24 protein-coding genes and 1 pseudogene are annotated in these 25,332 nt (G+C 60.6%); 18 read left to right on the top strand and 7 right to left on the bottom strand.

Going from position 1 to position 25,332, the window contains the following annotated elements:
- The first annotated feature begins 6 nt into the window (after positions 1 to 6).
- Complete coding sequence (locus BLU35_RS22220) at positions 7 to 1,311, top strand: DUF8689 domain-containing protein (RefSeq protein WP_093234511.1); 1,305 nt, start codon at positions 7 to 9, stop codon at positions 1,309 to 1,311.
- 158 nt (positions 1,312 to 1,469) lie between these two features.
- A complete protein-coding gene (locus BLU35_RS22215; protein WP_093234510.1) occupies positions 1,470 to 2,048 on the top strand; it encodes a hypothetical protein in 579 nt (192 codons plus the stop codon).
- Positions 2,049 to 2,224: 176 nt separating this feature from the next.
- Here the strand turns inward: BLU35_RS22215 and BLU35_RS22210 are convergent, their stop codons facing one another.
- Complete coding sequence (locus tag BLU35_RS22210; protein ID WP_286161584.1) at positions 2,225 to 2,737, bottom strand: tetratricopeptide repeat protein; 513 nt, start codon at positions 2,735 to 2,737, stop codon at positions 2,225 to 2,227.
- 390 nt (positions 2,738 to 3,127) lie between these two features.
- Here BLU35_RS22210 and BLU35_RS22205 point away from each other — a divergent pair, with 390 nt between their 5' ends.
- The 3 genes from BLU35_RS22205 (at position 3,128) to BLU35_RS22195 (ending at position 5,326) form a co-directional block, all read left to right on the top strand.
- Complete coding sequence (locus tag BLU35_RS22205; protein ID WP_093234508.1) at positions 3,128 to 3,589, top strand: hypothetical protein; 462 nt, start codon at positions 3,128 to 3,130, stop codon at positions 3,587 to 3,589.
- 227 nt (positions 3,590 to 3,816) lie between these two features.
- Positions 3,817 to 4,269, top strand: coding sequence for a DUF2721 domain-containing protein (locus tag BLU35_RS22200; protein WP_093234507.1), 453 nt, complete (start codon positions 3,817 to 3,819; stop codon positions 4,267 to 4,269).
- A gap of 358 nt (positions 4,270 to 4,627) precedes the next feature.
- Positions 4,628 to 5,326 carry an alpha/beta fold hydrolase gene (locus BLU35_RS22195; RefSeq protein WP_093234506.1) on the top strand — a complete coding sequence of 233 codons (699 nt, stop codon included), beginning with the start codon at positions 4,628 to 4,630 and terminating at the stop codon, positions 5,324 to 5,326.
- A gap of 74 nt (positions 5,327 to 5,400) precedes the next feature.
- Here BLU35_RS22195 and BLU35_RS22190 read toward each other — a convergent pair whose 3' ends face one another.
- Genes BLU35_RS22190 through alr form a run of 3 tightly spaced genes read right to left on the bottom strand, consistent with a single transcriptional unit; the run spans position 5,401 to position 8,225 of the window.
- A complete protein-coding gene (locus tag BLU35_RS22190) occupies positions 5,401 to 5,778 on the bottom strand; it encodes a RidA family protein (RefSeq protein ID WP_093234505.1) in 378 nt (125 codons plus the stop codon).
- Positions 5,779 to 5,813: 35 nt separating this feature from the next.
- Entirely contained in the window at positions 5,814 to 7,064 is a 1,251-nt protein-coding gene (locus BLU35_RS22185) for a D-amino acid dehydrogenase (RefSeq protein ID WP_093234504.1), read from the bottom strand.
- Positions 7,065 to 7,091: 27 nt separating this feature from the next.
- Positions 7,092 to 8,225 carry an alanine racemase gene (gene alr, locus BLU35_RS22180; protein ID WP_093234503.1) on the bottom strand — a complete coding sequence of 378 codons (1,134 nt, stop codon included), beginning with the start codon at positions 8,223 to 8,225 and terminating at the stop codon, positions 7,092 to 7,094.
- Positions 8,226 to 8,351: 126 nt separating this feature from the next.
- Here alr and BLU35_RS22175 point away from each other — a divergent pair, with 126 nt between their 5' ends.
- From BLU35_RS22175 to BLU35_RS22150, 6 genes and pseudogenes are all read left to right on the top strand, one after another.
- The gene (locus tag BLU35_RS22175) at positions 8,352 to 8,828 is read left to right on the top strand and encodes an Lrp/AsnC family transcriptional regulator (RefSeq protein WP_093234502.1); all 477 of its coding nucleotides are present in this window, start codon (positions 8,352 to 8,354) and stop codon (positions 8,826 to 8,828) included.
- Positions 8,829 to 8,913: 85 nt separating this feature from the next.
- Complete coding sequence (locus tag BLU35_RS22170; protein ID WP_093234501.1) at positions 8,914 to 9,753, top strand: inositol monophosphatase family protein; 840 nt, start codon at positions 8,914 to 8,916, stop codon at positions 9,751 to 9,753.
- A 61-nt stretch (positions 9,754 to 9,814) separates the two neighbouring features.
- Positions 9,815 to 10,435, top strand: coding sequence for a dual specificity protein phosphatase family protein (locus BLU35_RS22165; protein ID WP_093234500.1), 621 nt, complete (start codon positions 9,815 to 9,817; stop codon positions 10,433 to 10,435).
- Entirely contained in the window at positions 10,428 to 12,128 is a 1,701-nt protein-coding gene (locus BLU35_RS22160; RefSeq protein WP_093234499.1) for a metallophosphoesterase family protein, read from the top strand. The genes BLU35_RS22165 and BLU35_RS22160 overlap by 8 nt, the downstream gene beginning before the upstream one ends.
- A 2-nt stretch (positions 12,129 to 12,130) precedes the next feature.
- Positions 12,131 to 12,424: a MurR/RpiR family transcriptional regulator gene (locus BLU35_RS22155; RefSeq protein ID WP_093234498.1), complete on the top strand. Its 294-nt coding sequence runs from the start codon at positions 12,131 to 12,133 to the stop codon at positions 12,422 to 12,424.
- A 17-nt stretch (positions 12,425 to 12,441) separates the two neighbouring features.
- A pseudogene (locus tag BLU35_RS22150) lies at positions 12,442 to 14,089 on the top strand (Na/Pi cotransporter family protein).
- 9 nt (positions 14,090 to 14,098) lie between these two features.
- Here BLU35_RS22150 and BLU35_RS22145 read toward each other — a convergent pair.
- Positions 14,099 to 15,088 (bottom strand): LacI family DNA-binding transcriptional regulator, encoded by a 990-nt coding sequence (locus tag BLU35_RS22145; protein WP_058327540.1) that lies wholly within the window; start codon positions 15,086 to 15,088, stop codon positions 14,099 to 14,101.
- A gap of 591 nt (positions 15,089 to 15,679) precedes the next feature.
- Here BLU35_RS22145 and BLU35_RS22140 point away from each other — a divergent pair.
- From BLU35_RS22140 to BLU35_RS22110, 7 genes are all read left to right on the top strand, one after another.
- Positions 15,680 to 17,530 (top strand): ABC transporter permease, encoded by a 1,851-nt coding sequence (locus BLU35_RS22140; RefSeq protein ID WP_093234497.1) that lies wholly within the window; start codon positions 15,680 to 15,682, stop codon positions 17,528 to 17,530.
- Entirely contained in the window at positions 17,530 to 18,660 is a 1,131-nt protein-coding gene (locus BLU35_RS22135) for an ABC transporter ATP-binding protein (RefSeq protein ID WP_093234496.1), read from the top strand. Before BLU35_RS22140 ends, BLU35_RS22135 begins: the two co-directional genes overlap by 1 nt.
- 57 nt (positions 18,661 to 18,717) lie before the next feature.
- The gene (locus BLU35_RS22130) at positions 18,718 to 19,854 is read left to right on the top strand and encodes an ABC transporter substrate-binding protein (RefSeq protein WP_093234495.1); all 1,137 of its coding nucleotides are present in this window, start codon (positions 18,718 to 18,720) and stop codon (positions 19,852 to 19,854) included.
- An 85-nt stretch (positions 19,855 to 19,939) separates the two neighbouring features.
- The gene (locus tag BLU35_RS22125) at positions 19,940 to 21,019 is read left to right on the top strand and encodes an ABC transporter substrate-binding protein (RefSeq protein ID WP_502688170.1); all 1,080 of its coding nucleotides are present in this window, start codon (positions 19,940 to 19,942) and stop codon (positions 21,017 to 21,019) included.
- 69 nt (positions 21,020 to 21,088) lie between these two features.
- Positions 21,089 to 22,186, top strand: a complete 1,098-nt coding sequence (locus tag BLU35_RS22120) for an ABC transporter substrate-binding protein (protein WP_502688169.1) — start codon at positions 21,089 to 21,091, stop codon at positions 22,184 to 22,186.
- Positions 22,187 to 22,256: 70 nt separating this feature from the next.
- Complete coding sequence (locus BLU35_RS22115) at positions 22,257 to 23,150, top strand: inositol monophosphatase family protein (protein ID WP_093234492.1); 894 nt, start codon at positions 22,257 to 22,259, stop codon at positions 23,148 to 23,150.
- A 17-nt stretch (positions 23,151 to 23,167) separates the two neighbouring features.
- Entirely contained in the window at positions 23,168 to 23,791 is a 624-nt protein-coding gene (locus tag BLU35_RS22110) for a dual specificity protein phosphatase family protein (protein WP_093234491.1), read from the top strand.
- 146 nt (positions 23,792 to 23,937) lie between these two features.
- Here BLU35_RS22110 and BLU35_RS35955 read toward each other — a convergent pair whose 3' ends face one another.
- Entirely contained in the window at positions 23,938 to 24,114 is a 177-nt protein-coding gene (locus BLU35_RS35955; RefSeq protein ID WP_210185153.1) for a RidA family protein, read from the bottom strand.
- 93 nt (positions 24,115 to 24,207) lie between these two features.
- Positions 24,208 to 25,200: a GNAT family N-acetyltransferase gene (locus tag BLU35_RS22100; protein WP_176907364.1), complete on the bottom strand. Its 993-nt coding sequence runs from the start codon at positions 25,198 to 25,200 to the stop codon at positions 24,208 to 24,210.
- Positions 25,201 to 25,332: the final 132 nt, after the last annotated feature.

Genomic DNA, 25,332 nt, shown 5'->3' with positions numbered 1-25,332 from the left:
GTCCACATGCAATGTTCGCCCAGTCAGGATCATGCAGGCCTTGCTCCCGCATTTGACCCGCGCATGCCGGTGGTACCGCTGAGTCTTGAAGAAACCGGACTGGAATTGTCGTTCCTGCTGCGTCTGGCGGCCAAGTGCGCGACCGAGCAGGACACGGTTACGACTTCGCATCTTGCCGACCGGATGAAGCTGTCGAAAGTGCTGACCAATCTGCTCATCAAGGAACTGGTGAAGCTGTCCTATCTCGAAGCGAGAGGGCTTGCGGGAGAGGACGTCAAGTCCGACATCCGCTACGCGCTCTCGATGAAGGGCCTGGACTACGCTCAGACGGCGGCGCGGCAGTCGGAATATGTCGGCCCGGCTCCCGTGCCTCTCGATGCCTTCTGCCGCCAGATCGGCTTGCAGTCGATTCACCACGAACGCGTCACCTCCGAGCGGCTGATCCGGAGTCTCGAAGGGCTGGTGCTGTCGCCGGCGCTGGTCGAGAAACTTGGGCCTGCCGTCAATTCGGGTCGTTCCATCCTGCTCTATGGCCCCCCGGGCAATGGCAAGACGAGCATCGCCGAGCGAACCTCGGAGCTCTTCCTCCAGACGATCTGGGTGCCCTACGCTATCGAAGTCGGCGGCTATGTCATCAGTTTCTATGACGAGGCGACGCACCAGCCTGTGCGCGAGCCGGCGGTTAGGTCGCATCCGAAGGCGGACCAGCGATGGGTGGAATGCCGGCGGCCGGTCATCAAGACCGGTGGCGAACTCACCCTGGATCTGCTCGACCTGACCTACAACCCGGGATCCAATGTCTACGAAGCGCCAGTGCATCTGAAGGCATCGGGTGGCGTCTTCATCATCGATGATTTCGGCCGCCAGCAGGACCGGCCGCAGGCGCTGATCAACCGCTGGATCGTGCCGCTCGAGCGTGGCTATGATTTCCTGACATTGCATACCGGCAAGAAGTTCAAGGTGCCCTTCGATGAGCTCGTCGTCTTTTCGACCAACATTGCGCCGCGTGAACTCTCCGATGAAGCCGGCCTGCGGCGCCTCAAATATAAGATATTTGTGAATAACCCCTCGCGAGATGAATATATCCGCATCTTCGAGTCCTACGCGCGCGATGTCGCGATAAACTTGTTGAGCGATGATTTGCGCCTGTTCTACGATCGAAAATACAAGAGAGATACACTGGCGTCCTGTTACCATCCCAAATACCTCCTGGATTTCATCTCCTCCTATTGCGAATTCAACGACCTGCCGAAGGTCGCGTCGCTGGAGATGCTGGATCGGGCTTGGGGAGGGGTGTTTACGTTGGATTGAGGCGGAAAGCTGAGCCGGTCTCGGCCTGGGCGTCGCAGTCTTGTTAAGGTATGTCTGAAACGCTTGCGCAGGCTGGCCATCGGCGCGGTCGAGCGGAATGACGTTTCGGGGATAGGTAAAGTCAGGGCCACGGCCCAGTTTGGTGACGGAGGAATTCGATGACACATATTTCGAATGTCGATGTCGAAATCGAGCCCGACGTCGAATTGCGGCGCAGAGAGCACGGCGCGAAGGAGCCAAGCCGTTCGAGAAGCATGCCGATCATTGCACTGGGACTCATGCTGCTGCCGCTCAACGCCGGCATCCTGCTTTACACGGCAAAGAATGCCGCAGACGTGCGCGAAAGCCGCGAAACCCTTTCTGCACTCAAACGCTCGATCGACGGCTTGAAGCAGCAGATCAGCAAACAGGCCGTGAACATCGCCAGCGGGGCCAAGGCCGATGATATGGCGGCTGTTCGTAAATCCGTTGAAGAGTTGCAGAAGGATGTCGCTGACCTCGATGGCCGCATGGGTACGAGCATGTTCGCATCCAGTGGCAGCATGATCATCAGCGCGCCGGGGAAAGAAGTGACCCAGCGCCTGGCGCCATCATCCTATTCGGTGTCCGCTCCTGAATCCGCTGTTGACGATGTCCTCGCCGCAGCTGATCCTCAGGGCGGTTCCATCGCCAACCTGCCGCGCTATGAGCGCACTGTCTCGGCGGACGGCAAGCTCGTTCTAAGAAAGGTGCGCTAGATTGAACCCCCTTGATGCGGGTTCTCACCTGTAACTCCTTCGAGCCGTCGGAGAAGCAATATTTGTCTCAAGCCCAGCATTTCTCACTCGCGGAAGTATTGCCGGCGCGTTCGTCCTCAGTAGAAATGTAGAGGCAAGCTTGACGCCGACGGAAGTGCGCGAGCGGTGACAGCCAGCTACCGCTGCGCGTATTTGACGCTGTTCTTCATCAACTCGAGGTTCCTCGCCGTGGTCTCGTTCGAGGGATCGATCTCATATGCTTTCAGGAAGTAGGTGCGGGCTCCGGGCAGATCACCGCGCAGCAGGTGGGAATAGCCGACGTTGTTGTAGTAGACGGCTGTACCGCCGATCATCTTGGAAAGCTGCGCATAGGCACGATCCGAAGTGTCAAAGCGACCGATCATGTCGGACGAGGCCGCAAAGCCCAGCCATGCTGCAGGATCTCGCGGAAAGACCTCAACCGCCCGCTTGTAGATCGCGTAGGACTTTCCGTAGTTCTTCTCCTGGAACTGGAGCTTGCCCGTGGTCACCAGCTCATCGTCCTTGTAGAAGGCGACCGCCGAATCATCGTTGAGCGTTTTCGCGCTATCGCCGAAGGCGGCGACATCGTCGAGTGCATCCGATTGGCAGCCGCCCAGCAACAGCACCCCCGCGAGCAGCATAACGCGGCCTATTTTGCTCCGAGACATTTCCATTACATTCCCCCGATTGCGGGCATCCTAGCCTCGCCTAGAAATGAGCTCACCGAAAATCTTCCAGAAAAATAACTAATAAAGATAGAATTGAAACTGGGAGTCGCAATAAAGAGACACATGCCGGCCGGTCCGGCCGCATCTGACTCCGTAATTCCGCCTTTCAGTCCTGCAAATCAAAGGGTTGGAGCCGGCAGACTTCGATGAGGGCGGCCCCGTTAAACCGCGAGATATTCCGAATCCAGGCGGCAATCTCGTAAGCCTCAATTAAGCATCATCTTATATTTTCTGTTCGACACATCCACATCGGGTGGGCGGGCGTGAAGGGATAGAGCCATGCGAGCGTTAGCGCTGACAATCATTCGACTTGGGCCCTGCGGAGCCTACTTGCTCGCAACCATCTCGCTTCTGAGTGTCGCGCTGCTTGGCAACACTCCGTCCAGCCCGTTCGCCTGGGCCTTGTACACGACCATGTTGCCGACGACGCGCACGCTTATACTGACGCTCGTGACCGCTTCCAATATGGTCTTTTGGGGCGTGACCTTTACGCTTCTTGTCGCCGCCGCCGTTGGCGGCTATCTCGCGGTTCGGCCGGAGCGATATCTGCAGCTTCGCTTCATTCATGCGCACGCGGCGCTCATCGCCTCCGGGCTCGCTGTGCTCCAGATATCGCAAAACAGCGTCGGGCTCGCCAGTGTTTCGTTTTCGCAACTTCCGCCAGTTGGCTGGTCACTCGTCGACGGCTCGTCTGCGGCGTTAGCCTTGTTCGTTCTGATCCTCTTGGCCTGCGTTAGCGCTCATGCGGCGATCATCAAGAGCGTCCGTTCCGCTCGTCATTGCACCCAATGAAGTAACGAGCCTGCCGAGGATGTCTATTTAACGAGAGTTCACGAACTTCATATACGGGATCGAGGATCTCGCTTCACGCATTGATCTGATGCTATGCGATCAAGCGGACGGCTCTCGGTAAGGAGTTGCGGAAAGTCGTCCGAGCTGCCGCCGGAAAATTGTCTATTTTTGCGGCTGTAGGTTGATCGGACGCTACTCACATCAAGGCGAAATTATTAAGAGCACTCATGGAGCCACCATCAATCGTCAACGACTTGGCCTCGATCGTCCAGACGTCCCTGGCGCCTGTCTTCCTGCTCGCCGGTACAGCCGGTTTTGTCAATGTCTATACGACACGTCTCGGCAGGGTCTCGGATCGGGTTAACGAGGTGGGGGAAAAGGATGGGGACGATGAGGCGCGTCGCATACAACTGGACTATCTGCGCCGGCGGACGTTTGCCCTGGAGATAGCGGTCGCCTTGGGAACCTTGGCTGCGATCTGTACCGGCTGCGCGATCCTTAACCTGCTTGCCGGCGCGCTCGCGTTCGGCTTCCGTGAGGAGAACCTTTTCTGGTTCTTCGGCGGTGCGATCGTCTCGCTCATCGTCTCGCTCGTGGCGTTCCTGTTTGAGATGCTCATCGCCGGGCGGAACATGCTGCGCCAGATGCGGATGGATCAGTCGGCTGCCGGACGCGACTGAGCTTGGCGAGACGACGGTCGGCTGCGAATGCAGCCCGCCCGTTTCCCGTCTATCTCGGTTCGCGTTGGGGGCGTCCGGACCGAAGACGTTCCCACGGTTTGCCCGTTGAGCTTTATCGCGCCTCCGCAGGACCTCTGCCTTGCCCATTTAGAAGCCAGGCTCACCTGCAGAGTTCGCGCCAGCATGTCGGGCTTTCAGCCCGGAACTGCGCCAGGTCAGGTCGCCGAAACAGCCGACCGTGATGGAGCCAGAACTGAATTTCCTCATCTCGGCTTTGGCTCGAAGCGAGGTCCTTCCTTGACGACGCACCCCTTTCGTCCAATACCGTCACCCGACGTGCACGGCGAGGTGGCGAAATATGGCAATGCTCCTGGTTCCGGGTTTTATGCTCGACGCTGATCTTTGGCGTGACGTGGTTCCCCCGCTGAGCGAATTTGGCCCCGCCACATACGCTGATCTCGCGCAGGACAGTTCCATACCGGCTATGGCCCGCCGCGCCCTCGGGGAAGCGCCGTCCAAGTTCGTGCTCGTCGGCTTCTCTATGGGCGGCTACGTCGCTCGGGATATCGTCCGGCAGGCTGCCGACCGGGTAACCGCCCTAGTCCTCATCGCAACGTCCGCACGTGGTGACAGCGATGTCGAGCTTCAGCGAAAGGCAGCGATCGCCGTGCAGACAGGCAGTGCCCTTTTCAAGGGGCTGAGCCGGACGGCTGTGGTCTCGTCGCTGCATCCTTTCAATGTCGAGCGGGCAGACATCGTCGAACGCATTCAGGCGGCAGGGCAGCGGTTGGGAGGTGAAGTGTTTCGCCGGCAGTCGCTGATCGACCGGCGAGACGAACGGAATGATCTGAAAACGATCAGCTGTCCAACCCTCGTCATCGCGGGAGAACAGGACCGATTGAGGTCCCGAACCGAAGCGCTTGAGCTGCGTCACGGTATCGCCGGCTCAGACTTCGAAATTATCGAACACACCGGACACATGGTTCCTATGGAGGCGCCGCAGCGCCTCGCCAAGGTCATCGCGGAATGGCTTGAACGACAACGCGGCGGAAGCTGATGAACGCTGCCGGTGCGATATCAAGCTACGGAGGATGGGCGGCGTTGGCCGCCCGCTTGACGAAGCTCCGACGCTTAGAGCGCGATGACCGCCTCGATCTCGACCTTTGCACCCTTTGGAAGCGCGCTGACTTCGTAGCAGGCGCGTGCTGGGAAAGGCTTGGAGAAGAAGCCGGCATAGACCTTGTTGATTTCGGCGAAGTTGCCGAGGTCGGTCAAAAGGACCGTCGTCTTGACCGTGTTGGCGAGGCTCGTGCCGGCGGCGGCGGCGATCGCGGCAAGGTTCTTGAGGCACTGATCGGCCTGCGCGATCGCGTCATCCGAGTTGAATTCGCCGGTCGCTGGATCGAGCGGCAACTGGCCGGAGACGAACAGCAGATTGCCGACCTTGATCGCCTGGGAGAAAGGGCCGACGGCGCCCGGCGCGTCGTTCGTGTGGATTTCCTGGATCATGATTTGTTTCCTCGAAAGGGATTGAACAGAGCCGCTTACGCGTAGCGAGCAATTGCGAGATCGGTTGCGTCGATCTCAGGTTTGCGGCCGCTGACGAGATCGGCGATCACCCGAGCCGAACCGGAGCTCATCGTCCAGCCGAGCGTACCGTGACCGGTGTTGAGATAGAGGCCCGCGACCTTCGTCGCACCGATGACCGGCGTGCCATCCGGCGTCATCGGGCGAAGGCCCGACCAGAAGCTGGCCTTCGACACGTCGCCGCCAGGGAAGAGGTCGGTGACGGAATGCTGCAGTGTGAGGCGGCGGGGCTCTCCAAGATCGTTGGTATAGCCGGAGATTTCCGCCATGCCGCCGACGCGGATGCGATCGCCGAGCCTTGTGATGGCGATCTTGAAGGTCTCGTCCATCACAGTCGATTCCGGCGCACGCGAGGCGTCGGTGATCGGGATCGTCAGCGAATAGCCCTTGACCGGATAGACCGGCAGACGGATGCCGTGCGGCCTTACCAGCAGGGGCGAGAAGCTGCCGAGCGCCACGACAACGGCGTCGGCTTGCAGCGTTCCGTGCGCGGTGACGACACCACGTATGCGGCCACCCTCGACGTCGAGGCCACGGATGATGCTGCCATAATTGAAGCGCACGCCGAGTTCGTCAGCCCTCTTCGCGAGAGCATTGGTGAACTTGAAGCAGTCGCCGGTCTCGTCCTTCGGCGTCAGGAGGCCGCCGACGATTTTTTCGCGAACGTGCTTCAGCGCAGGCTCCACGCGGATGCAGCCGTCGCGGTCCAGTACCTCGTAGGGGATGCCGTCGGCGGCGAGTGCCTTGACGTCTTTTCCGGAGGCATCGAGCTGCTGTTGTGTGCGGAACAATTGCAGCGTGCCCTGCATCCGCTCGTCATAGGCGATGCCGGTCTCTGTGCGCAGTGTGGCGAGCGAGATGCGGCTGTAGTCGGCAAGGCGCAACATGCGGCTCTTGTTGATGGCGTAGCGCTTGGACGTGCAATTGGAGAGCATCCTCATCATCCACGACAGCATGGCGGTGTCGACCTTCGGGCGAAGGATCAGAGGTGCATGCTCCATGAACAGCCACTTCATCGCCTTCATCGGAATGCCGGGCGCGGCCCAGGGCGAGCAGTAGCCGAAAGAGACTTCGCCGGCATTGGCGAAGCTCGTCTCCAGGGCGGGACCGGGCTGACGGTCGATGACCATCACCTCATGTCCTGCCTTGGCAAGCTGGTAGGCGGACGTCACGCCGATGATACCGGCGCCGAGAACGATAACTTTCATGATGTCCTCACGGGAGAAGAGAAGGGGTCAGCGGTATTGCCGCTCGTAGCGCTGGCCGAGGCCGGTCAGGATTTCGTAGGAGATGGTGCCGGCGTCGCGCGCAAGGTCTTCAAGCGTTTGATTGGGTCCGAGCACTTCCACGAGGCTGCCGAGGTGCAGGCGACCTTCCGGCAAAGCGGAGATGTCGATGGTGATGCTGTCCATCGAGACCCGGCCGACGATCGGCAGGCGAATGCCGTCGCAATAGACCGCGCCCCGGCCGCTCAGGCCGCGTGGCAGGCCATCGGCGTAACCGGCGGCAATGGTGGCAAGGCGTGTTTCTCCCGCGGCAATATGGGTGCCGCTGTAGCCGACGCGCGCCCCGGCAGGCACGGTGCGGGTCTGCACGACAGCCACATCAAGGCGCAGGACGGGCTCCATCGGATTGGGCTGGTTGGCGGTCGGCGCGCCGCCGTAGAGAGCGATGCCGGGACGGGCAAGTACGCCGTGATAGGGCCTGCCGAGGAAGATGCCTCCCGAATTTGCGAAGCACAGGTCGAACTCGGGGAATTCAGCCGTGATGCGGTTCATCTCGGCGAGCTGACTTCCGTTCTGCTCGCTCTCGGCCTCGTCGGCCGAAGCGAGGTGGCTCATGATGAACTGGACATCAATGCTACCGCTTGCTGTCAGCAGGCTGGCAACGGCGGCGCGTTCTGCCGGTGGAACGCCGAGGCGCGACATGCCGGTATCGAATTGCAGAGCCGCCGGCGGCTTGTGGCCGAGCGCCTTTGCAGTCTCGTTCCAGCGCTGCAACTGCTCCAGCGAATTGATGACCGGCACGATGCCATGCTCGGCGCAGGCAGTTTCATTGCCGGGCTGGAGGCCATTCAACACATAGACGGTGGCATCGGCTGCGAGACTTGTCTGCAGGCGCAGGGCTTCAACGAATTGGGCGACGAAGAAGTGACGGCAGCCTTGCTGGTAGAGCCTTGCGGCGACCCGGTTGGCGCCGAGCCCATAGGCATCCGCCTTGACGACCGCGGCTGCGCGCGCAGGCGCTACCTCAGCCGCCAGCTTTTCATAGTTGCGAGCAATGGCCCCTAGATCGATGGCCAGGTAGCCCGATGCGCCGCTCGTGGCGGTCGCCGTACCTTGCCTTCTTGCCTGTATTGCCCCGTCCATTTCAGCTTCCCCCGTGTTGGCGGGAGATTAGTGAAACGATCGTGAAATTGCCAAGGAAAGAATGATTGATCGTTGCGTGAAATCATGTTCATTGAAAGAAACGATGATGAATTGGAATAATCTGCAATGGCCGCACTTGATGCGATAGACCGCAACATTCTTCGCCTGCTTCGTCTCGATGCCCGACGCAGCAATGCGCGCCTTGCCGCCGAAGTCGGCCTTTCGCCATCGGCCTGCCTCAGGCGCATAAAACTGATGGAGCAGGCCGGCGTTATCCGTGGCTACACCGCGCTGGTAGACACATCTAATGTCGAAGCCACGATCGCCGTGATCATCAACATCACGCTCGATCGTCAGACGGAGGATTACCTCGACCGCTTCGAGGCCGCGATACGCAGGCACCCCGAAATAAAGGAGTGTTTCCTGATGACCGGCGGATCGGATTATCTATTGCGCGTCGAAGTCGCCAATGCCGGCGAGTTCGAACGTATTCACAAGGAAATCCTTTCAGCTCTTCCAGGTGTTTCGCGAATACATTCGAGTTTTGCGATCCGTAACGTGCTCGCGACGCGAACCAATACTAAGCGCCCCATGCGGCCGTAGAGACGACGAGGCGGCGGCGCAGATTCTGCTTGCGTGCCGTGCACACGCGTGCAAATATGCACGCGTGTGCAATGGAGTCCCACTGATGAACGATCAAAATCCGCGCTATTCGAATGATCTCGCTGGGCGAGCGTCGTTATGTCGGGACGTCATTCGCTCCGCTGGCGAGCTGGTGCTCGCCGGTTTCAAGGAGAGTTTCAGGCGCGGCTTCTCGTTGAAGGGTCCTCAGGACTTTCTGACCGAGACCGATGCTGCGTCCGAGGCTCACATCCGTCAGGCGATTGCGACACACTTCCCGGGCGATGCATTTCTGGGAGAGGAAGGCGGCGGCTTGATCGCCGAGCGCATGTGGGTCGTCGACCCGGTGGATGGCACTGCGAATTTTGCGCGCGGGATACCGCATTTCTGCATCTCGATCACCTATGTGGAGCGGGGCAGCGCAGAGATCGGCGCCATCTATAATCCCGCTCAGGACGAACTCTATTTTTGTCGAAGGGGGGCTGGAGCGACATTGAACGAAAAACCCATCGGCATCTCGTCGACGGTCGCATTCGATGCGGCCTCCATCGAAATGGGATGGTCACGCCGCGTGCCGGACGAGACCTACCTCGAAACCATGCGGCGGATGCTCGCGAAAGGAGCCAATGTCCGACGCGGCGCGTCGGGCGCACTTGCGCTTGCCTATGTTGCCGACGGGCGCTCGGACGCCTATGTGGAATTGCATATGAACTCATGGGATTGTCTCGCCGGGCTCCTGCTCGTTGCCGAAGCGGGCGGCGTCGTGTGCCCCTTCATGGAGATCGGCAGCCTTCAGGAGGGAGGGCCGGTGCTTGCGTCGACACCGGCCATCGCTGCTGGTGTGAGCGAGGCTTCGGGCATTCCGGTCAGCGCCCGCGAAATGACGGCTGCGCTTCAATCGGCCTGAGCCAACGAATGGCGGGATCACCGGCCGAACGAAGCGTTCGCCGCCCTAGAAGGAAACACCAATGAATGCACCGGTATACGCGCGCCCCGCAATCAGTCTGATCGCAAAGGGGCTCGGACCGCACAGCGCCGATCTCTATATCGGCGGTAGCGACGGCGCGCGCGACATGGATCTGCTCAAGCGCCACGGGATCACCATCGTCGTCAACTGTGCGGTCAACCTCGATATCAATCTCGTGCGCGAAGAGGGAATTGCAGTCAACGATGACCTCTGTGCGAGTGGTTACGCCGACATACGCTACTACAAGCTCGGCATGATTGACGGCGACGGCAGCCCGGACACGATGATGCTCGGCGCTTACTACATTCTCGATGGCGCTTTGCGCCAGACGATGCCGAAACGCTCAACCTACCCCTTCGTCGACGGCGGCAACATTCTGGTCAATTGCCGCGGCGGGCGTAGTCGCTCCGTATCGTTGGTGGCGCTTTTTCTGCACAAGCAACAGCCGCATCTGTTTCCAACGCTGGACGCCGCAGTCGCCCACATCCGGGAGCACCGCGAACTGAGGCCGGACGAATGGTTCGAGACGCCGAAGCCCATGCTGTACGAAGCGGCAAGGCGTGCCTCCGCCTGGATCGATCTCGTCGAAACATCGCGTGCGCAGGTCAATTCCAATGGCTGATTTGCCGCGGATCGCCGTCATTGCCGATGCTCACTTTCATGATCTTGAGGGTAACTTCGAATTTCCCGCCATCGAGGTCGATGGCGAGAGGATTGCCATCAGAAGCTGGGCCGATACCCGCGAGTCCACCCGCGTTTTCAACGAGAGTGCGAAGGCATTGGACGAGGCGCTTGCGGAGGTGCTTCGGCGCGACATCAGGCATGTCGTCCTTCTCGGCGACTACACGGATGACGGCCAAAGGCAAACCACCGAACGGCTGCGCGCCATCCTGGAGCGACACGAACGCGAGCACGATACGCGCTTCTATGCGCTTCCCGGCAACCACGACATCTTCGGCCCGAAGGGGCGCCATCACACGAAGCAGTTCCTTGGTGCGAACGCCGCGAGGGTCATTGTCACGAGCGACGGCGAGAAGGCTGGCCCTGGTACGTACGCAACGCCGCTGATGTACTGCGAGGGATATCCGAAGGGTCTCGCCCCCATGGCCGCGTTCGGATACTTCCGGAGGCCCGGCGACATCCATTGGGAGACGCCGTTCGGCACCTCGGACAAGGCCGAGGACCGGCTATATCAGGTTTCATCCCCCGATGGCCGAAACAGCTACACGCTGATGGACGCTTCCTATCTGGTCGAGCCGGCGCCCGGCCTCTGGCTGATGATGATCGATGCCAACGTGTTCGAGCCGCGCGACGGAACGTTCGAGGAGGGCGGCGAGGCCGCCTTCGTCGACAGTACCGGCGCCGGCTGGAACGCACTGTTGAGGCTGAAGGCGTTCATCATCGAGTGGATCGCCGACGTATCGGCGCGGGCCAGGAGGCTCGGCAAAACGCTTCTTGCCTTCTCGCATTACCCGGTGCTCGACCCCTTCGACGGCGCAACGGGAGCCGAAGGCGTGCTCTTCGGCGAGACCAACATTGCCCGCAGGACGCCACGCGAGGCCGTCGCGGAAGTGCTCATCGACGGCGGGATGACGGTGCATTTCAGCGGACATCTGCATGTCGAGGGCGTCACACGCCGAGAACGGGGCGGTCGGCAGCTCACCAATATTGCCGTCCCGTCGCTGGTGGCCTTTCCACCAGCCTTCAAGGTCGTCGAGCCATCCGCATCGGATTTCTTGGTTGAAACTATTGAACTTTATTCCACTGCCGTCGATCCGCGCATCCTGCATGGTTATCGCCGCGAAATGGCGCAACTGGAAGAAAACCTTGATCCCGCCTTTGATCCGTCTGACTACGGAGCGCTCCTGAAGGCGCACAAGCGTGCTCTGGTCCAGCACCGCTATTTCGCGAAGGAATGGCCTAAGGAAGTCGTCAACGAAATTTCCGGGCTCACTGTCGAAGGTATCTGCGAACGCCTCGGTGGTCCCGGCACGATAGCAGATGTGGTCGCGGCATGCGCGCTCGAAGATGCCGGTCAGTTGGCTCGCCTCGATATGCTCGAATTGATCGCCGATTGGTATTGCCTGCGGCAGGCCGCGGTGCTTGCACTCGACAAAATTCCTGCGCCACGCCTTTGGCTTTATCGCGCACTCGCTGAACGGTTTGGGCGCCCTCCGGAAAGCGGCTGGGATGGCTCGACGGACGGGTTCCTTTCGATTTTCTTCGGCGCTTTTGACGCCTTCCTCGATCGCGCCGAGGCTGGCGGTCTTCGCATTCGCATTGAGAACGCGTCCCCGAAAGAGGAGGCGGCCTGAACATGACGCATCAGTTGTCCGTCTGCGCGACCTCCACCGCCCCGCCTGCGACCTTCATCGAACTGCGGGAGTCCTGCCGCCTCGGCGTTCGGCGATTGAAGGGCGGGCGCCTCGAGGTGGCGAAGTTCGTGCTTGCTCACCCCTATGATGTCGCCTTTGCGAGTGCGCGCGAAGTGGCCGAATGCAGTGGTGTCTCGACGACGACCGTGATGCGCCTGGTCAGTGATCTTGGCTTCGAAAGCTACGCGGCCTTTCAGCGGCTCTTCCGGGCCGAGTTGATGCGCAGCAGACAGTAGCGTTCAGGGGAGAGGCCATGGATTCGGCGATCGTCATCATCAATCTCTTCGGCGCCGTGGCCCTGCTTCTGTTCGGTCTCGGTCTGGTGCGTGACGGCATGCAGTGCGCCTTCGGTGCTCGCCTGAAGGCGGGTCTGGCGACCGGAACGCGCGATGGTCCTCGCGCCTTCTTTGCCGGCCTGGTCGCGACCGTCGCGCTTCAGAGTTCGACCGCCACCGCCCTCATGGTCTCGTCCTTCGTCGAGCGTGACCTCATCCTGCCCCGCATGGCGCAAGTGGTGTTGCTTGGCGCCAATGTCGGAACGGCAATGACTGCCTGGATCGTCGCAATGGGCGTGGGTTGGCTTTCGCCGCTTCTGTTGCTTTCTGGCGTTGTCGTGGGGCGTGGAAGCTCGAACGCGCGCAAGGGGGCAGGTGCTGCCCTTGTGGGCATCGCGCTGATGTTGCTGTCGCTGCATCTGATCGGCGCCGCGACGGAGCCGCTTCGCACATCGGCCGCGCTTTCGGCCTTCCTCGCGCTGCTCGACAACGCCTGGCCGGTCGCCCTCATCATCTCCGCCGTCCTCGCCGTGCTTGCCTCGTCCAGCCTGGCGATCGTGGTGTTGATCCTCTCGCTAGCGGCGTCCGGGCACCTTTCGACAGGCCTGCTCATCGTCCTTGTGCTCGGCGCAAATCTCGGAGGGGCCGTGCCGCCGGTGCTGGCCACGCTGCATGCAGCGCTGAGCGCCAGGCGCGTCGCGGTTGGTAACCTGATCGTGCGGGCGGTCGGTTGCTTTCTGGCGCTGCCGCTCGCTGGCTATTCCGCCCAATTGCTCGAACTGTTGCCCCTGTCGCACGACAAGCTGCCGGTCGACGCGCATCTCGGCTTCAATCTTGCGCTGGCGGTCCTGGCTGCTCCTTTTACTGGCTTGCTTTCTCGCCTGACCACGCAGCTTTTGCCGGACCCGGCTAAAGCCGAGAATGGCCGGTCGTTTCTAGAACAGAGCGATCTACAGACACCTGTTGCAGCCCTGGCTGGCGCTAGCCGCGAGGTCCTCGGCGTTGGTGACATGATCGAGCGCATGCTCGTGCAGGCAAACGACGCGCTACAGCAGACGGACATTTCCAAGCTGTCGACGATCAGTGCGCTCGAGGGGCGGGTCGATCGCGTTCAGCACGAAATCAAGGTTTATGTCTCCCGGGTGGGCAAGACCGAAATCGGCGACCAGCACCGACGCCGGGCCACGGACATCGTCGACTATGCCATCAACCTCGAGCACATCGGCGACATCATCGAAAAGGGTTTGCTGGCCGAACTCGCGAAGAAGATCACTTGCGGCCTGACCTTTTCCCACGACGGCCACGAAGAACTATCGCAGGCTGTTCGCGGTCACGATCGACAACCTGCGCATGGCGCAGGCGGTATTTGCCACGCGCGACAACGCCATGGCGCGGCGCCTTGTCGAAGCGAAAGAAGATGTTCGCAGATTGGAGCGGCAATCGGCCGAACGGCATCTGCAACGGCTGCGTGACGGACGCGCCGAAAGCATCGAAACCAGCTCGCTTCATCTCGACATGTTGCGCGACTTGAAGCGCATCAATGCGCATATCGCGTCGGTTGCGCATCCGATCCTGGATCAAAGCGGACTGTTGATCGACAGCCGCATCAGGCCGGCGGCTTCTTGAGGAACTGGCTTAGCGTCTTGCCGTCTTGCGCTCGACCATCGCGACGGGCACGACCTGGAGACGGGTTTCGGCATCGTCGGAATCAAGCGCGGCAAGCACGTGATCGGTCAGCGCAGTAAAGGATTGCGCAACGGTGGTGAGCTCGTAGCTCTTCCAGCTCGCCTGCGGAATATCGTCGAAGCCAACGACGGAAAGGTCGGCCGGGATGCGGCGATGCATCTCGGTACGCGCCGCATCTAGAAAGCCGAGGGCGAGCAGATCGGTGACGCAGAATGCACCGTCAATGGCCTCATCTTTCAGCACCTCACAACCGGCCTGATAGCCACTCTCGTAGCTGGTCGGGCCGCCCGACCAGGCAACGACTTCAACGCCTGCCGTAGCCATCTTCTGCTTGAAAGCCGTTGCCCGACGAACCTGCGCCGGTGTCTGACTGCCGCTTGAAATAACCGCGACCTTCTTGCACTGCGCCTCAATCAACCGAACGGCCGCGAGATCGGCGCCACGGGAATCGTCGCTCAAGACCATGCTCGTATCGGTGCGTTCGAGTTTCTGGTTGATGAGGATCAGCCTAACGCCGTTTGCGATGCACTGGTCGACGATCGATTCCGGCGGCTCTCCGGAAAGAACCACGATGGCCTGCGCGCGGAACTCGAAGAGCAGTTCGATCAGCGGCGCGATATCCTTGCGGGCATCCGCGGCATTGAGTAGCAGGCACTGCAAACCCTTTCGCAAGAGGCCGATGCTCAGCAGATCGAGCTGTTTCGAAATGAAGGGTGAGCTGAGGTTGGCGCCGACGACACCGATCAGGTTCGATCGGTCGTTGTTCAAGCCTTGCGCCAGCCGGTTGACACGGTAGCCGAGCTCCCGGGCAGCCTTCAAAACCTTGCGCCTAACGGACTGGGAAACGCTGGCTCCGGGTGTAAAGGTCCGAGAGACCGCCGAGCGCGAGACGCCCGCGCGCTTTGCGACTTCCTCGGCCGTCACGAACCCTCTTGCCATGCCTTCCCCCATTGAATCAGACATTTCCATCAGGGCCATAAAAGCTGCCCCATTCCAACGAAAAAGTGCAAGCACCCGCTTAGGACCGACAGTCCACGGCTCCCGCTCGACAGCCCCTATCCACGGTACTTTTACCTCCGCGCTCGCCATTGATCGTAGCCCCGGAAAGACCCTTCGATAGGCGATTGATCACGTGTTCTAAAACGAATATCAAATGATCGAAAAAATATCAATTAAAACAAATAGATAAATGATTGCGCACGTGTGCATTTTTTTATTGACAAGATTAAGTCGCCGTTGGATCATGCATTCCGCAGCCGGAGAGATTTTGGAATATTTGTTCCGTCTGTGTTCGCGACAATGGCGGCGCCTTTGAGGAGTTGGAGCTGTCGTTTTGGCAGGGCGTTCGTACCTGTCCGCGAGTGGGGAGGATTGGAGCCGGGCGGGTGCGGTATCTTGTGTCCGTGTGCGGCGCTGCGCGCGCTGCGTAGAGCGAAGCGCGAACTCTGCTTCCCCATCAACATTACTGGAGCGCTGCCCGGCGACGATCGCCGCGACAGATTGCGCATGTCGAGTTCCGAGGGGAAGAGCATGGCCTTATTGAGTGAAACAGCCAAGGCGTCGACAGTGCCAGATGGCGCGATCGCGCCGACGGCATGGCAGCGCTGGCGCTATCGCGCCAAGGTCGCTTCCCGGGAGCCGACCACATTGATCGGAATCCTGACTGCTCTTCTGTTCACCTATCTGATCGCCGTGCCAATTATTTCGATCGTCTTGGATTCAGTTCGGGTTCAGTTCGGTCACGAGCGGCGGCTCGGCAAGGATTTTGGTGATCTGACGCTCTACTATCTTGATCGTGCGTTCTTTTCACCTGTTTCGGTTGATCTCTTCTGGCGGCCCCTCCTGAACACCCTGTCGGTCGCCCTCGGGGCCATCAGCCTGTCGCTGCTGATAGGGACTGTGCTCGCATGGTTGATCAGCCGGACAGATATGTTTGGGCGCCGCTGGTTCGCGACCGCGCTCATAGTGCCGTACATGCTGCCAGCCTGGACCTTCGCGCTTGCCTGGACGACGCTCTTCAAGAACAGGACGGTTGGCGGCCAACCAGGGTGGTTCGAGGCGATGGGGCTGACGCCGCCCGATTGGGTCGCCTATGGTCGCTTCCCGATCATCGTTATCCTGGCGCTGCACTATACGCCGTTCGTCATCCTGCTGTTTGGTTCGGCTCTTCGCCGTTTCGACTCACAGCTCGAAGACTCCGCGCGCATCCTGGGAGCCAAGCGTTACCAGGTGGCGATCCAGATCATCCTGCCGCTGATGCGCCCGGCGCTGCTGTCCTCCATGGTGCTGATCTTCGCCAAATGCCTCGGCGAGTTCGGCGTACCCTATGTCCTCGGCCTGCCGGTCAAGTTCGAAGTGCTCTCGACGTCTCTCTTCCGCAGCATCGCCTCCCGTCAGACGGGCGTTGCCGGTGTCGTCGCAGCCTCGATCATGCTGATCGGCATCATTACCCTGATGATCGACGCCCGGCTTGTCCGCGAAGCCAGACGGTTTGTTACCGTCGGCTCGAAGGGCTCGATGAACCGCCAGAGCCGGCTTGGCACGTATCGTCTGCCGGCGACGGGTTTCGCCGCGCTCATCTTCCTGCTGAGCGTCGGGTTGCCGCTGCTCACCCTGTTCCTGTCCACCATCATGAAGCTGCCGGCGCAGTTTACACTCGACAACTTCACGCTCGACTACTGGATCGGCCGTGATCTTAACACCGTGGCGCTGCAGACAGGCATACTCTTGAGCCCGGACCTCTGGGCTGCCGCCAAGAACACGCTCATGATCGTCGGTCTTGCCTCGCTGACCTCCGGCATCCTCGGCCTGCTCGTCGGCTATGTCGTCATCCGCACACCGGTCAAAGCGCTGTCGGTCTATCTGCGCCAGGTGACCTTCCTGCCCTATCTGGTGCCCGGCATCGCCTTCGCCGCCGCCTACCTCTCGCTCTTCGCCGTGCCGCGCGGGCCAATGCCCGCTCTCTACGGTACGGTCACGATCCTGATCCTGGCGCTGATTGCCGACCAGATGCCCTATGCCTCGCGCGCCGGTATTTCCGCCATGACCCAACTCGGCAAAGATCCCGAAGAGGCCGCCCAGATCGCTGGCGCCGGCTGGTTCCGACGGATGATCTCGATCGTCATCCCGATCCAGAAGGGGTCGCTCGTCACCGGTGTGCTGCTGCCGTTCATCTCCGGCATCAAGGGGCTGAGCCTCTTCGTCATCCTCGCCGTGCCGAGCACCGATGTGCTGACGACCTACTCGCTCAGGCTCGTCGACTACCACTACACCCAGGCGGCAAACGCGGTGGTGCTGATCATCGCCGCCATCGCCTATCTCGGAACCCTGGCAGCCCAGAAGCTGACCAAGACCAACCTCGCAGAAGGACTCGGAAGCTGATGCCCACCATCAATCTCAGCGGTGCTCAGAAGAACTATGGCGTGAATTCCGCCAATGCCGTTTCGAACCTTGACCTCGAAATCCGCGACGGTGAGTTCATGTGCCTGCTCGGGCCATCCGGCTGCGGCAAGACCACGACGCTGCGTATGATCGCCGGCCTCGAAAACCTCTCCGATGGAGAAATCCGCATTGGCGAGCGGGTGGTGGACTCGGTGAGGGCAGGTGTGTTCATACCGCCGGAAAAGCGCGAGATGGGCCTTGTTTTCCAGAGCTATGCGCTCTGGCCGCATCTAACCATCGAACGCAATACCGACTTCGGTCTGCGCCTGCGCAAGCTGCCGAAGGAAGAGCGGGAGCAGCGGGTCGAGAAGGTCATGCAAGCGCTCGACATCGCCAAGTATCGCGACCGCTACCCATCGCAGCTTTCCGGCGGCCAGCAGCAGCGTGTGGCGCTTGCCCGGATGCTCGCGGTCAATCCGGGCGTGCTTCTGCTCGACGAGCCGCTCTCCAACCTCGATGCGCGGCTGCGTCTCGAAATGCGGGCGGAGCTCAAGCGCATCCACAAGGAATTCAAGACGACGATCGTCTTCGTGACCCACGACCAATGGGAAGCGATGACGCTGGCGACGACGATTGCCGTTATGAACGAAGGCACGTTGCAGCAGATGGGCACGCCGAACGATATCTACGACCGCCCCGCCAATCGCTTCGTTGCAGAATTCGTCGGCAGCCCGCCGATCAATATCCTGACCTTCGGATCGTCCGCATCGGCGATGTCGCGGGCCGTCGCAGCCTTTCTCGGTGAGCGCTATCCGTCGTTGCGCGGCGTCGGTTCGGTCGGCATCCGGCCGGAAGCGATCGGCTACGCGACAAAGGGCCGGGATGTTCCGGCCGGAAGCTTCACAGGTGAGATGACGGTGACGGGGGTCTTGCCGACCGGCGGCAGCTGGATCCTTGAACTCAGGAACGACAACGACACGCTGTTCCTGACAACCAATGCGCTCACGCGCGTCGAGACCGGATCCAGGGTCGATTTTTTTGCGCCACCCGATGCGCTGCACGTCTTCGACAAAGACGGCCAGCGCATCGCCGAAGCGGACGCGCTTCTCCGCGCAAGCACGCTGAACTAAGGCGCCGGGCCGCGCCACAGCGATAAACCGAAACACGCTCTGAGGGAGGAACAGACGATGCAATTTCGGAAAACTGACAGGACAAGACGGGCAATCAGACGCGCGTTGCTGGCATCGGCCATCGCCACACTGGGTGACCCGGCGCTGGCGGAGGAGCCGTTCGATCTCAACGCGCTGATCGAGGCTGCGCGCAAGGAGCCGCCGATCACGGTCTACGACAGCACCGGCAAGATCGTCGAAATGGCCAAGGCCTTTGCCGAGAAATACCGGGTGGGCGCCGAGGGTTCCAAGGTCAAGGCGACAGCACAGCTCGAGATGATCATTCGCGAAGCCCGAGCCAACAATATCCAGGGCGATGTCTCGATCATCAGCGACGCGCCGGCCGCGATGGCGCAGCTCATTCCGCAGGGCTTTGCCGAGAGCTGGCTGCCGCCGGACCTCGCATCGAAGATTTCCGCGCAATACCACGACCCGCTCACCGTGGTCACCAGCGCCAATGTCTGGGCCTACAACACTGAACTCTTCGACAAGTGTCCGGTCACGAATATCTGGCAGCTGACCGGACCGGAGTGGAAGGGCAAGGTCGCGATGCAGGACCCGCTCGGCAAGGCGTCCTATGTCGACTGGTTCAACCAGATGGCCAAGCACGGCGACGACAAGGTTGCCGCCGCCTATAAGGAGCTCTATGCCAAGGACCTCCAAACCGACGACGGCAGTGCAACCGCCGCCTGGGTGAAGGCGCTTGCCGCCAATGCTCCGCTGCTGACCGATGCCGATGCGGCGGCTGCCGACGCCGTCGGGGCGCCCGGTCAATCGCAGCCGTTCATGGGACTGATGAGTTCCGCGAAGTTCCGTGACAATGCCGAGAAGGGCATGAAACTCGGGCTTTGCAAGGACCTGAAGCCGTGGCTCGGCTGGATGTATCCGGGTGTCGGGCTGATCACCAAGGGCACCAACAGCCCGAACGCCTCGAAGCTCTTCATCCACTATGTGATGACCGCCGAAGGCATCGCCCCGCAGGCCGAAGACGGGAAGATGTCGACGAACAAGGATGTCTCGCTGCCTGCCGACGAACCGTCCGGCATCGGCGCCGTCCTCGACCAGGTCATGCCTTATGAGATGTCGACCAGCCTCGACGACTGGGACGCGCGCGAAACCTGGCAGGACCTCTGGCGCATCAACTACCAGAAGTGAAGCGAGCTCCGAGGATAATTTTATGAGCACTCAAATCATGGGGTCCCGTCGGCTGGGAGCGGTTGTGTCCGTCACCGCCTTGTGTATGGCGGCCGTTATATCCGTCGCTTCCGCAGCCAAAGGCGAGGAAATCTTCGATCTTGAAGCGACGATCGCGGCGGCAAAGAAAGAACCGCCGATCACAGTCTATGCCGTGACCGGCAAAATCGTCGATACTGTCAAAGACTTCACCGAAAAATACGGAATTGAAGCAAATGGCAAGAAGGTGAATGAGGCGACGCAGGTCGAACTCATGATCCGCGAGCATCAGGCGGGCAACGCCGTCGGCGATGTCAGCCTCGCTATGGATGTTGCTTCCGCAGTCGGGCAGATTCTGCCTGAAGGCATCGCTACCAGTTGGACGCCGCCCGATCTTGCGGGTGACATTGCCGAGACGTCGCGCAACCCGTTGGTGGTCGTCTCCGATCCGCACGTGTGGACCTACAACACGGAGAAGTACGAGAAATGCCCCATTACCAACATCTGGCAGCTGACCGAGCCGGAATGGAAGGGGAAAGTCGCGATGCTCGATCTGTTCGACAAGCCGCTCTATGCGGATTGGTTCAATCAGATCGCTGCTCATCGCGACAACGACGTCGCGCGCGCCTATGAGGCGCACTACGGCAAGACGCTCGATACGCAAGGCGAGAGCGCAACGGCCGCTTGGGTCAAGGCATTCGCCGCAAACGGCCCGCTGCTCGCCGATTCATCGACCGTGGCCGAGGCCGCAGGTGCGCCCGGCCAGGCCGAGCCGTTCTTTGCAATTACCTCGACTGCAAAGTACCGGGAGAATGTCACCAAGGGACTGAAGCTCGGTATTTGTGCCGGAGTCGAGCCGTTCACGGGCTTCCTTTATCCCGGCTTTGGCTTGATCGCCGCCCAGACGAAGAGCCCGAACGCGGCAAAGCTTTTTGTTCGGTATCTCATGACCGCCGAGGGGATCGCGCCGCAGACCGTTGACGGAAAGGTCTCCGGCAACAGGACGATTGCCCTGCCTGCGGACGAGCCTTCCGGCGTCTCCAAACACCTCGGTGAACTGATGGTCTTTGATGCTGCGACGGCCGATGACGATCTCCAGAAGCGCGAAACCTGGCAAGACCTCTGGCGGATCAACTACCAGAAGTAGCTTCGTGAATTTGAAACGGTCTCCTTGGGAGGGGAAACCATGAAAAAAGGCAACAGCAAGTTTCTGGCAATGGGGGTGGCGTTTGCCGCCCTTGCGACCGCTGTCGCAGTTGAGGCGCGCGCCGAAGAAGCCTTCGATCTCGAAGCGTTGGTCGAGGCTGCGAAGAAGGAAAAACCGATCAACGTCTATGACAGTACAGGCAAGATCGTCGAAATGGCCGAGGCCTTCACCGCCAAATACGGGATCAAGGCAACGGGCGTGAAAGTGTCGGCAAACAGCCAGCTGGAGATGATCATCCGGGAGGCGCAGGCCGGCAATGTCCAGGGCGATGTCGCGCTGATCACCGATGCACCCGCCGCGCTCGCGCAGCTTCTGCCGCAGGGCTTTGTCGAAAGCTATCTGCCCGGTGATATGAAGGAAAAAATACCGGCGGCCTTCCAGAACCCTCTGGCGATTTCGACCAATGCCAATGTCTGGGCCTATAACACCGAGGCCTATGACAAATGCCCCATCAGCAACATCTGGGAACTGACGGAGGCGAAATGGAAAGGCAAGATCGCGCTCGTCGATCCCCTGACCAAGAGTACCTATACCGACTGGTTCAACCAATTGGAGAGACACGCCGACGCCAAGGTCGCGGAGGCCTACAAGCTCCACTTTGGCAGGGACTTGGAGACGAATGAAAAGAGCGCCGCGGCGGCGTGGATCAAGGCGCTCGCCCACAACGGACCGCTCGTCACGGATGGCGACGACCCGGTGGCTGAAGCGGTTGGCGCCGCCGGCCAGAAGGAGCCTTTCTTCGGGCTCCTGAGTTCGGCCAAGTTCCGCGACAACGAAGGTAAGGGCTATAAGCTCGGGCTGTGCACGGAACTCCAGCCATGGGTCGGTTGGACATACACCAAGCTCGGCCTGGTCGCGGCAAAGACCGCAAGCCCGAACGCCGCAAGGCTCTTCATCCATTACGTGCTGACGGAAGAGGGGATTGCGCCGCAGATGAAGGACGGCAAGCTGCCGACCAACTCCGATATCAAGATGCCGGCGGACGAGCGGTCGGGGATCATGGAAGTGGCGGACCGCCTGTTCCCCTACGATGCCGCAACGGGTCTTGAGGATTTCGACCGACGCGAGGAATGGCAGGACTTCTGGCGAGTAAACTACGGCAAATAGAAACTTGGGCTCGGCGCGGCCTCACGAAAGAGGGTCGCGCCGGCCGTTTCTGAAAGAACGGAAAGAGAGCATGGACAACGCCTATCCGGAGGCAAGCCAGAGCCGATCGGACGATGCGGGCCGACTTGGCCGCTCGCGTCATCTGATGAAGATTGCCGAGGGCGCTGCCCGCGCCGTCGGACCGTCGCTGATTGCCGCCTTTCGCGCCGAAATGACGGTGGATTACAAGCGCGACCTGCACGATATCGTGACGATCCATGACAGGAATGCCGAGGCGTTGATCCGCAACGTCATCTTCGCGAACGAACCGAACTCCGCCATGCTTGGTGAGGAAGGAGGCCAGATCGGCAAGGGTGACATCCAGTGGTATGTCGACCCAATCGACGGAACGGCCAATTTCGCCAGAGGGCTTGCTTTCTGGTGCGTGTCGATCGCTGCGGTCGAGGCTGGGGCCGTCGTGGCAGGGATCGTCTACGACCCGGTCGCCGACATGCTCTTCGCGAGTGATCTCGAGCGCTCCTATTTGAATGGGCATGTCATCGTCTCAAAGTCGGTCAGCGATGAGAACCGTGCGACCTTGATCACAGGATATCCCGTTTCCAGGGACTTTCGCCTCGATGGGCAGGATGTCGCGCTTCGCCGTTTCGGCGATCTGGTCGAGACCTTCTCGACGTTGCGAAGGCCCGGTAGCGCCGCGCTCAGCATCGCGCATGTGGCCGCGGGCTTCGCCGATGCCGCCGCCGGCTTCGGCGTCAATGCATGGGACGTGGCGGCCGCCACGCTGATCCTGAAGAACGCCGGCGGCCGCTATGTGCCTCTGACCCTCGGCAAGGTGCCGGCCGGTTCCGCCGATTATCTGTGCCCCGGTTACGTGGCCTACGGCGCCGGCGCGGAATATCCGACCTTGAACCGTGTCGCCATGGCCATTTCGGATGGCCGTATTGCCAAGGTCCTGGCACCATGACTACCTATGAGGAAATCATGCAAATTAGCGCGACCGACACCCCTACAACCGAAAAGACCAGCAGCGAGTTGCCAAAGCTCAGCCTCATATACGCCAAGCATCCGGCCTATGGCGTCGACATCTTCATCGCGGGCAAGGAGGGGGCGAGCGATCTCGATCTCCTACGCAGCAATGGCATTACCACCGTCATCAACTGCGCGGTCAACCTGGATTTCAATTTCGTCCGCCAGCCGCAACCCGTCTCGGATCATCGCAACAGTGTCCATGGTCCGGGTGAGATCCGTTACTACAAGGTCGGGCTGATCGACGGGGACGGGAATCCGGATACCCAGATGTTGGCGGCGTACTATATCCTACGCGCTGCGCTGGAGCAGATCCTGCCGGAAAAGCCGTCCTACCCAAGGCGCGAGCGCGGTGGGGTTCTCGTCAATTGCCGCGGCGGCCGTTCGCGCTCCGTAGCCGTCGTGTCGCTGTTTCTGCATCTTACACTGCCAGAGCAGTTCCCAACCCTGGAAGCCGCGATCGACTTCGTTCGCGATAGGCGCAACCTTCCTGAAGATGAATGGTACAAGGCACCAAAGCCCGTGTTGACGCAAGCGGCGCGGCGCGCGGCCGGATGGGCACGCGCAATTGGTTGCTGATACACCAATGACGATGGCCCCGACACTCGCGCAAGGCCCGCGAGCCAGCTGACAAATCGGGGCCTGCGATGTGGCCGGTGTGCGAATGAAAGTGGAGCACTCTGCGGGACGCGGGGGCCCCGCAGAGTGCCGTTACGACCGAGGCGTCACTTGAACGTCGAAACGACGACTTCGATCAGCGTGTCGCGGCCAAGATCGGCAACGCCGACAGTTGCGCGGGTGGGCAACTCCTCGGGGGCCATCCAGGCCATCCATTCGGCACCCATTTCCGGCTTCTTGCCGAGGTCAAATGCCGATTTGTTGGTGCGCTCGCGGCTATTCAATGCGGATAAGTGACCCAAACTTCTGCCCCGTTTAACGGCCCCCGGCCATTCTCGTTAAATGGGCGGGGCGCGGTGAACGGGACGAACGCGGGTTCAGTCCTTGAAACCGATCGCTCGCTTGACGCCTGATTTAAGCAGGTATTCGGCTCGCGAAATCGGGAAGCGCTCGATGAATATCTCGGAGTAGTCGTAGTGTGTCGCGCCAAAGCGCTCTTTGAAATGTGAAAGTGAGGCCGAACTGCCGCTCTCGCCAAGGTGATAGAAACGGCAGCCTGCCCGGCACGCATCTTCGATGGAGAGCTTTTGAAGGAGATCGTTGGCGCGCGACGTACCCAATGCAACCCGGTCGATTGCGCCGCGCGCGTCGTTCACATTCTTCCCCATCAAGACCAGGGACGCTGCAACGGGTTGTCCGTTCACCCACGCTGCCCAGACCTTGCAGGATGCTCCGAGCGCCTCCTGAATCCGATAGAGCTTTTTGATGGGATCCCGTCTCCCGAAGCGAAACTTCGCCAGCCAGTGCGGTTCGTTGTGCTGTTCGGCCCATCTCTTGACCGACGTCTCAAGCAAGCGGTGGAGCAACGGAATCAACTCGCCGCTGCTGCTGCTCTTAACGACAACGGCCTCCCTCTCGGCCTTGCGGATACTCACCCTTGTCGCCTTGGTGAAGAGCTTGCTGTAGACGTGATCGAAACCATCCTTGAGATCGATAACGTGCGCGCGTCGCGGTTTCGTCATCAGACCAAGGCCGCCCGCCGCTTCGGACCATCGTTTTCCCTGTAATGGGTTGGGCCTGATCCGAATGCTGAGGAAACGCAAAGCCATGAGATCCTTCAGGACTTCCCTGAGGTGGCGGCTGGTCGTGTTCTCGCAGCAGATAGCCCCGCCCATACCGCAACCATCGGGATACGACCCCGCAACAAGGTCCACGGGACCAATGGCCGTCACGGTCACGAGCGGAACTAGGATCTGGCACCCGTCTTCGAACTGGTAGTAGCGGCTAATGTCCCTGAGCCTGCCCTCAGCGCAGATTGCATTGTTCCACTCTGGCGATTGATAAGGCATCGCCTCCGGATCATGGTTCATCAATTGCTTCCACGCGTCACGCGGTGCGGGGCTTGTGACGCGATAGCAAATCGTGGGTGCGATCCGGTTGTCGTAAGTGTGTTGCATTGGCCCAATACGCAAGAAGAGTGGACACGCAAGAACAAGAAAATC

Source organism: Sinorhizobium sp. NFACC03, assembly GCF_900103435.1.
In the GTDB taxonomy this organism is placed as follows: Bacteria; Pseudomonadota; Alphaproteobacteria; order Rhizobiales; family Rhizobiaceae; genus Ensifer.
The sequence above is the reverse complement of the archived record's forward strand: the minus strand, read 5'-3'. Positions and strand labels throughout refer to the sequence as shown.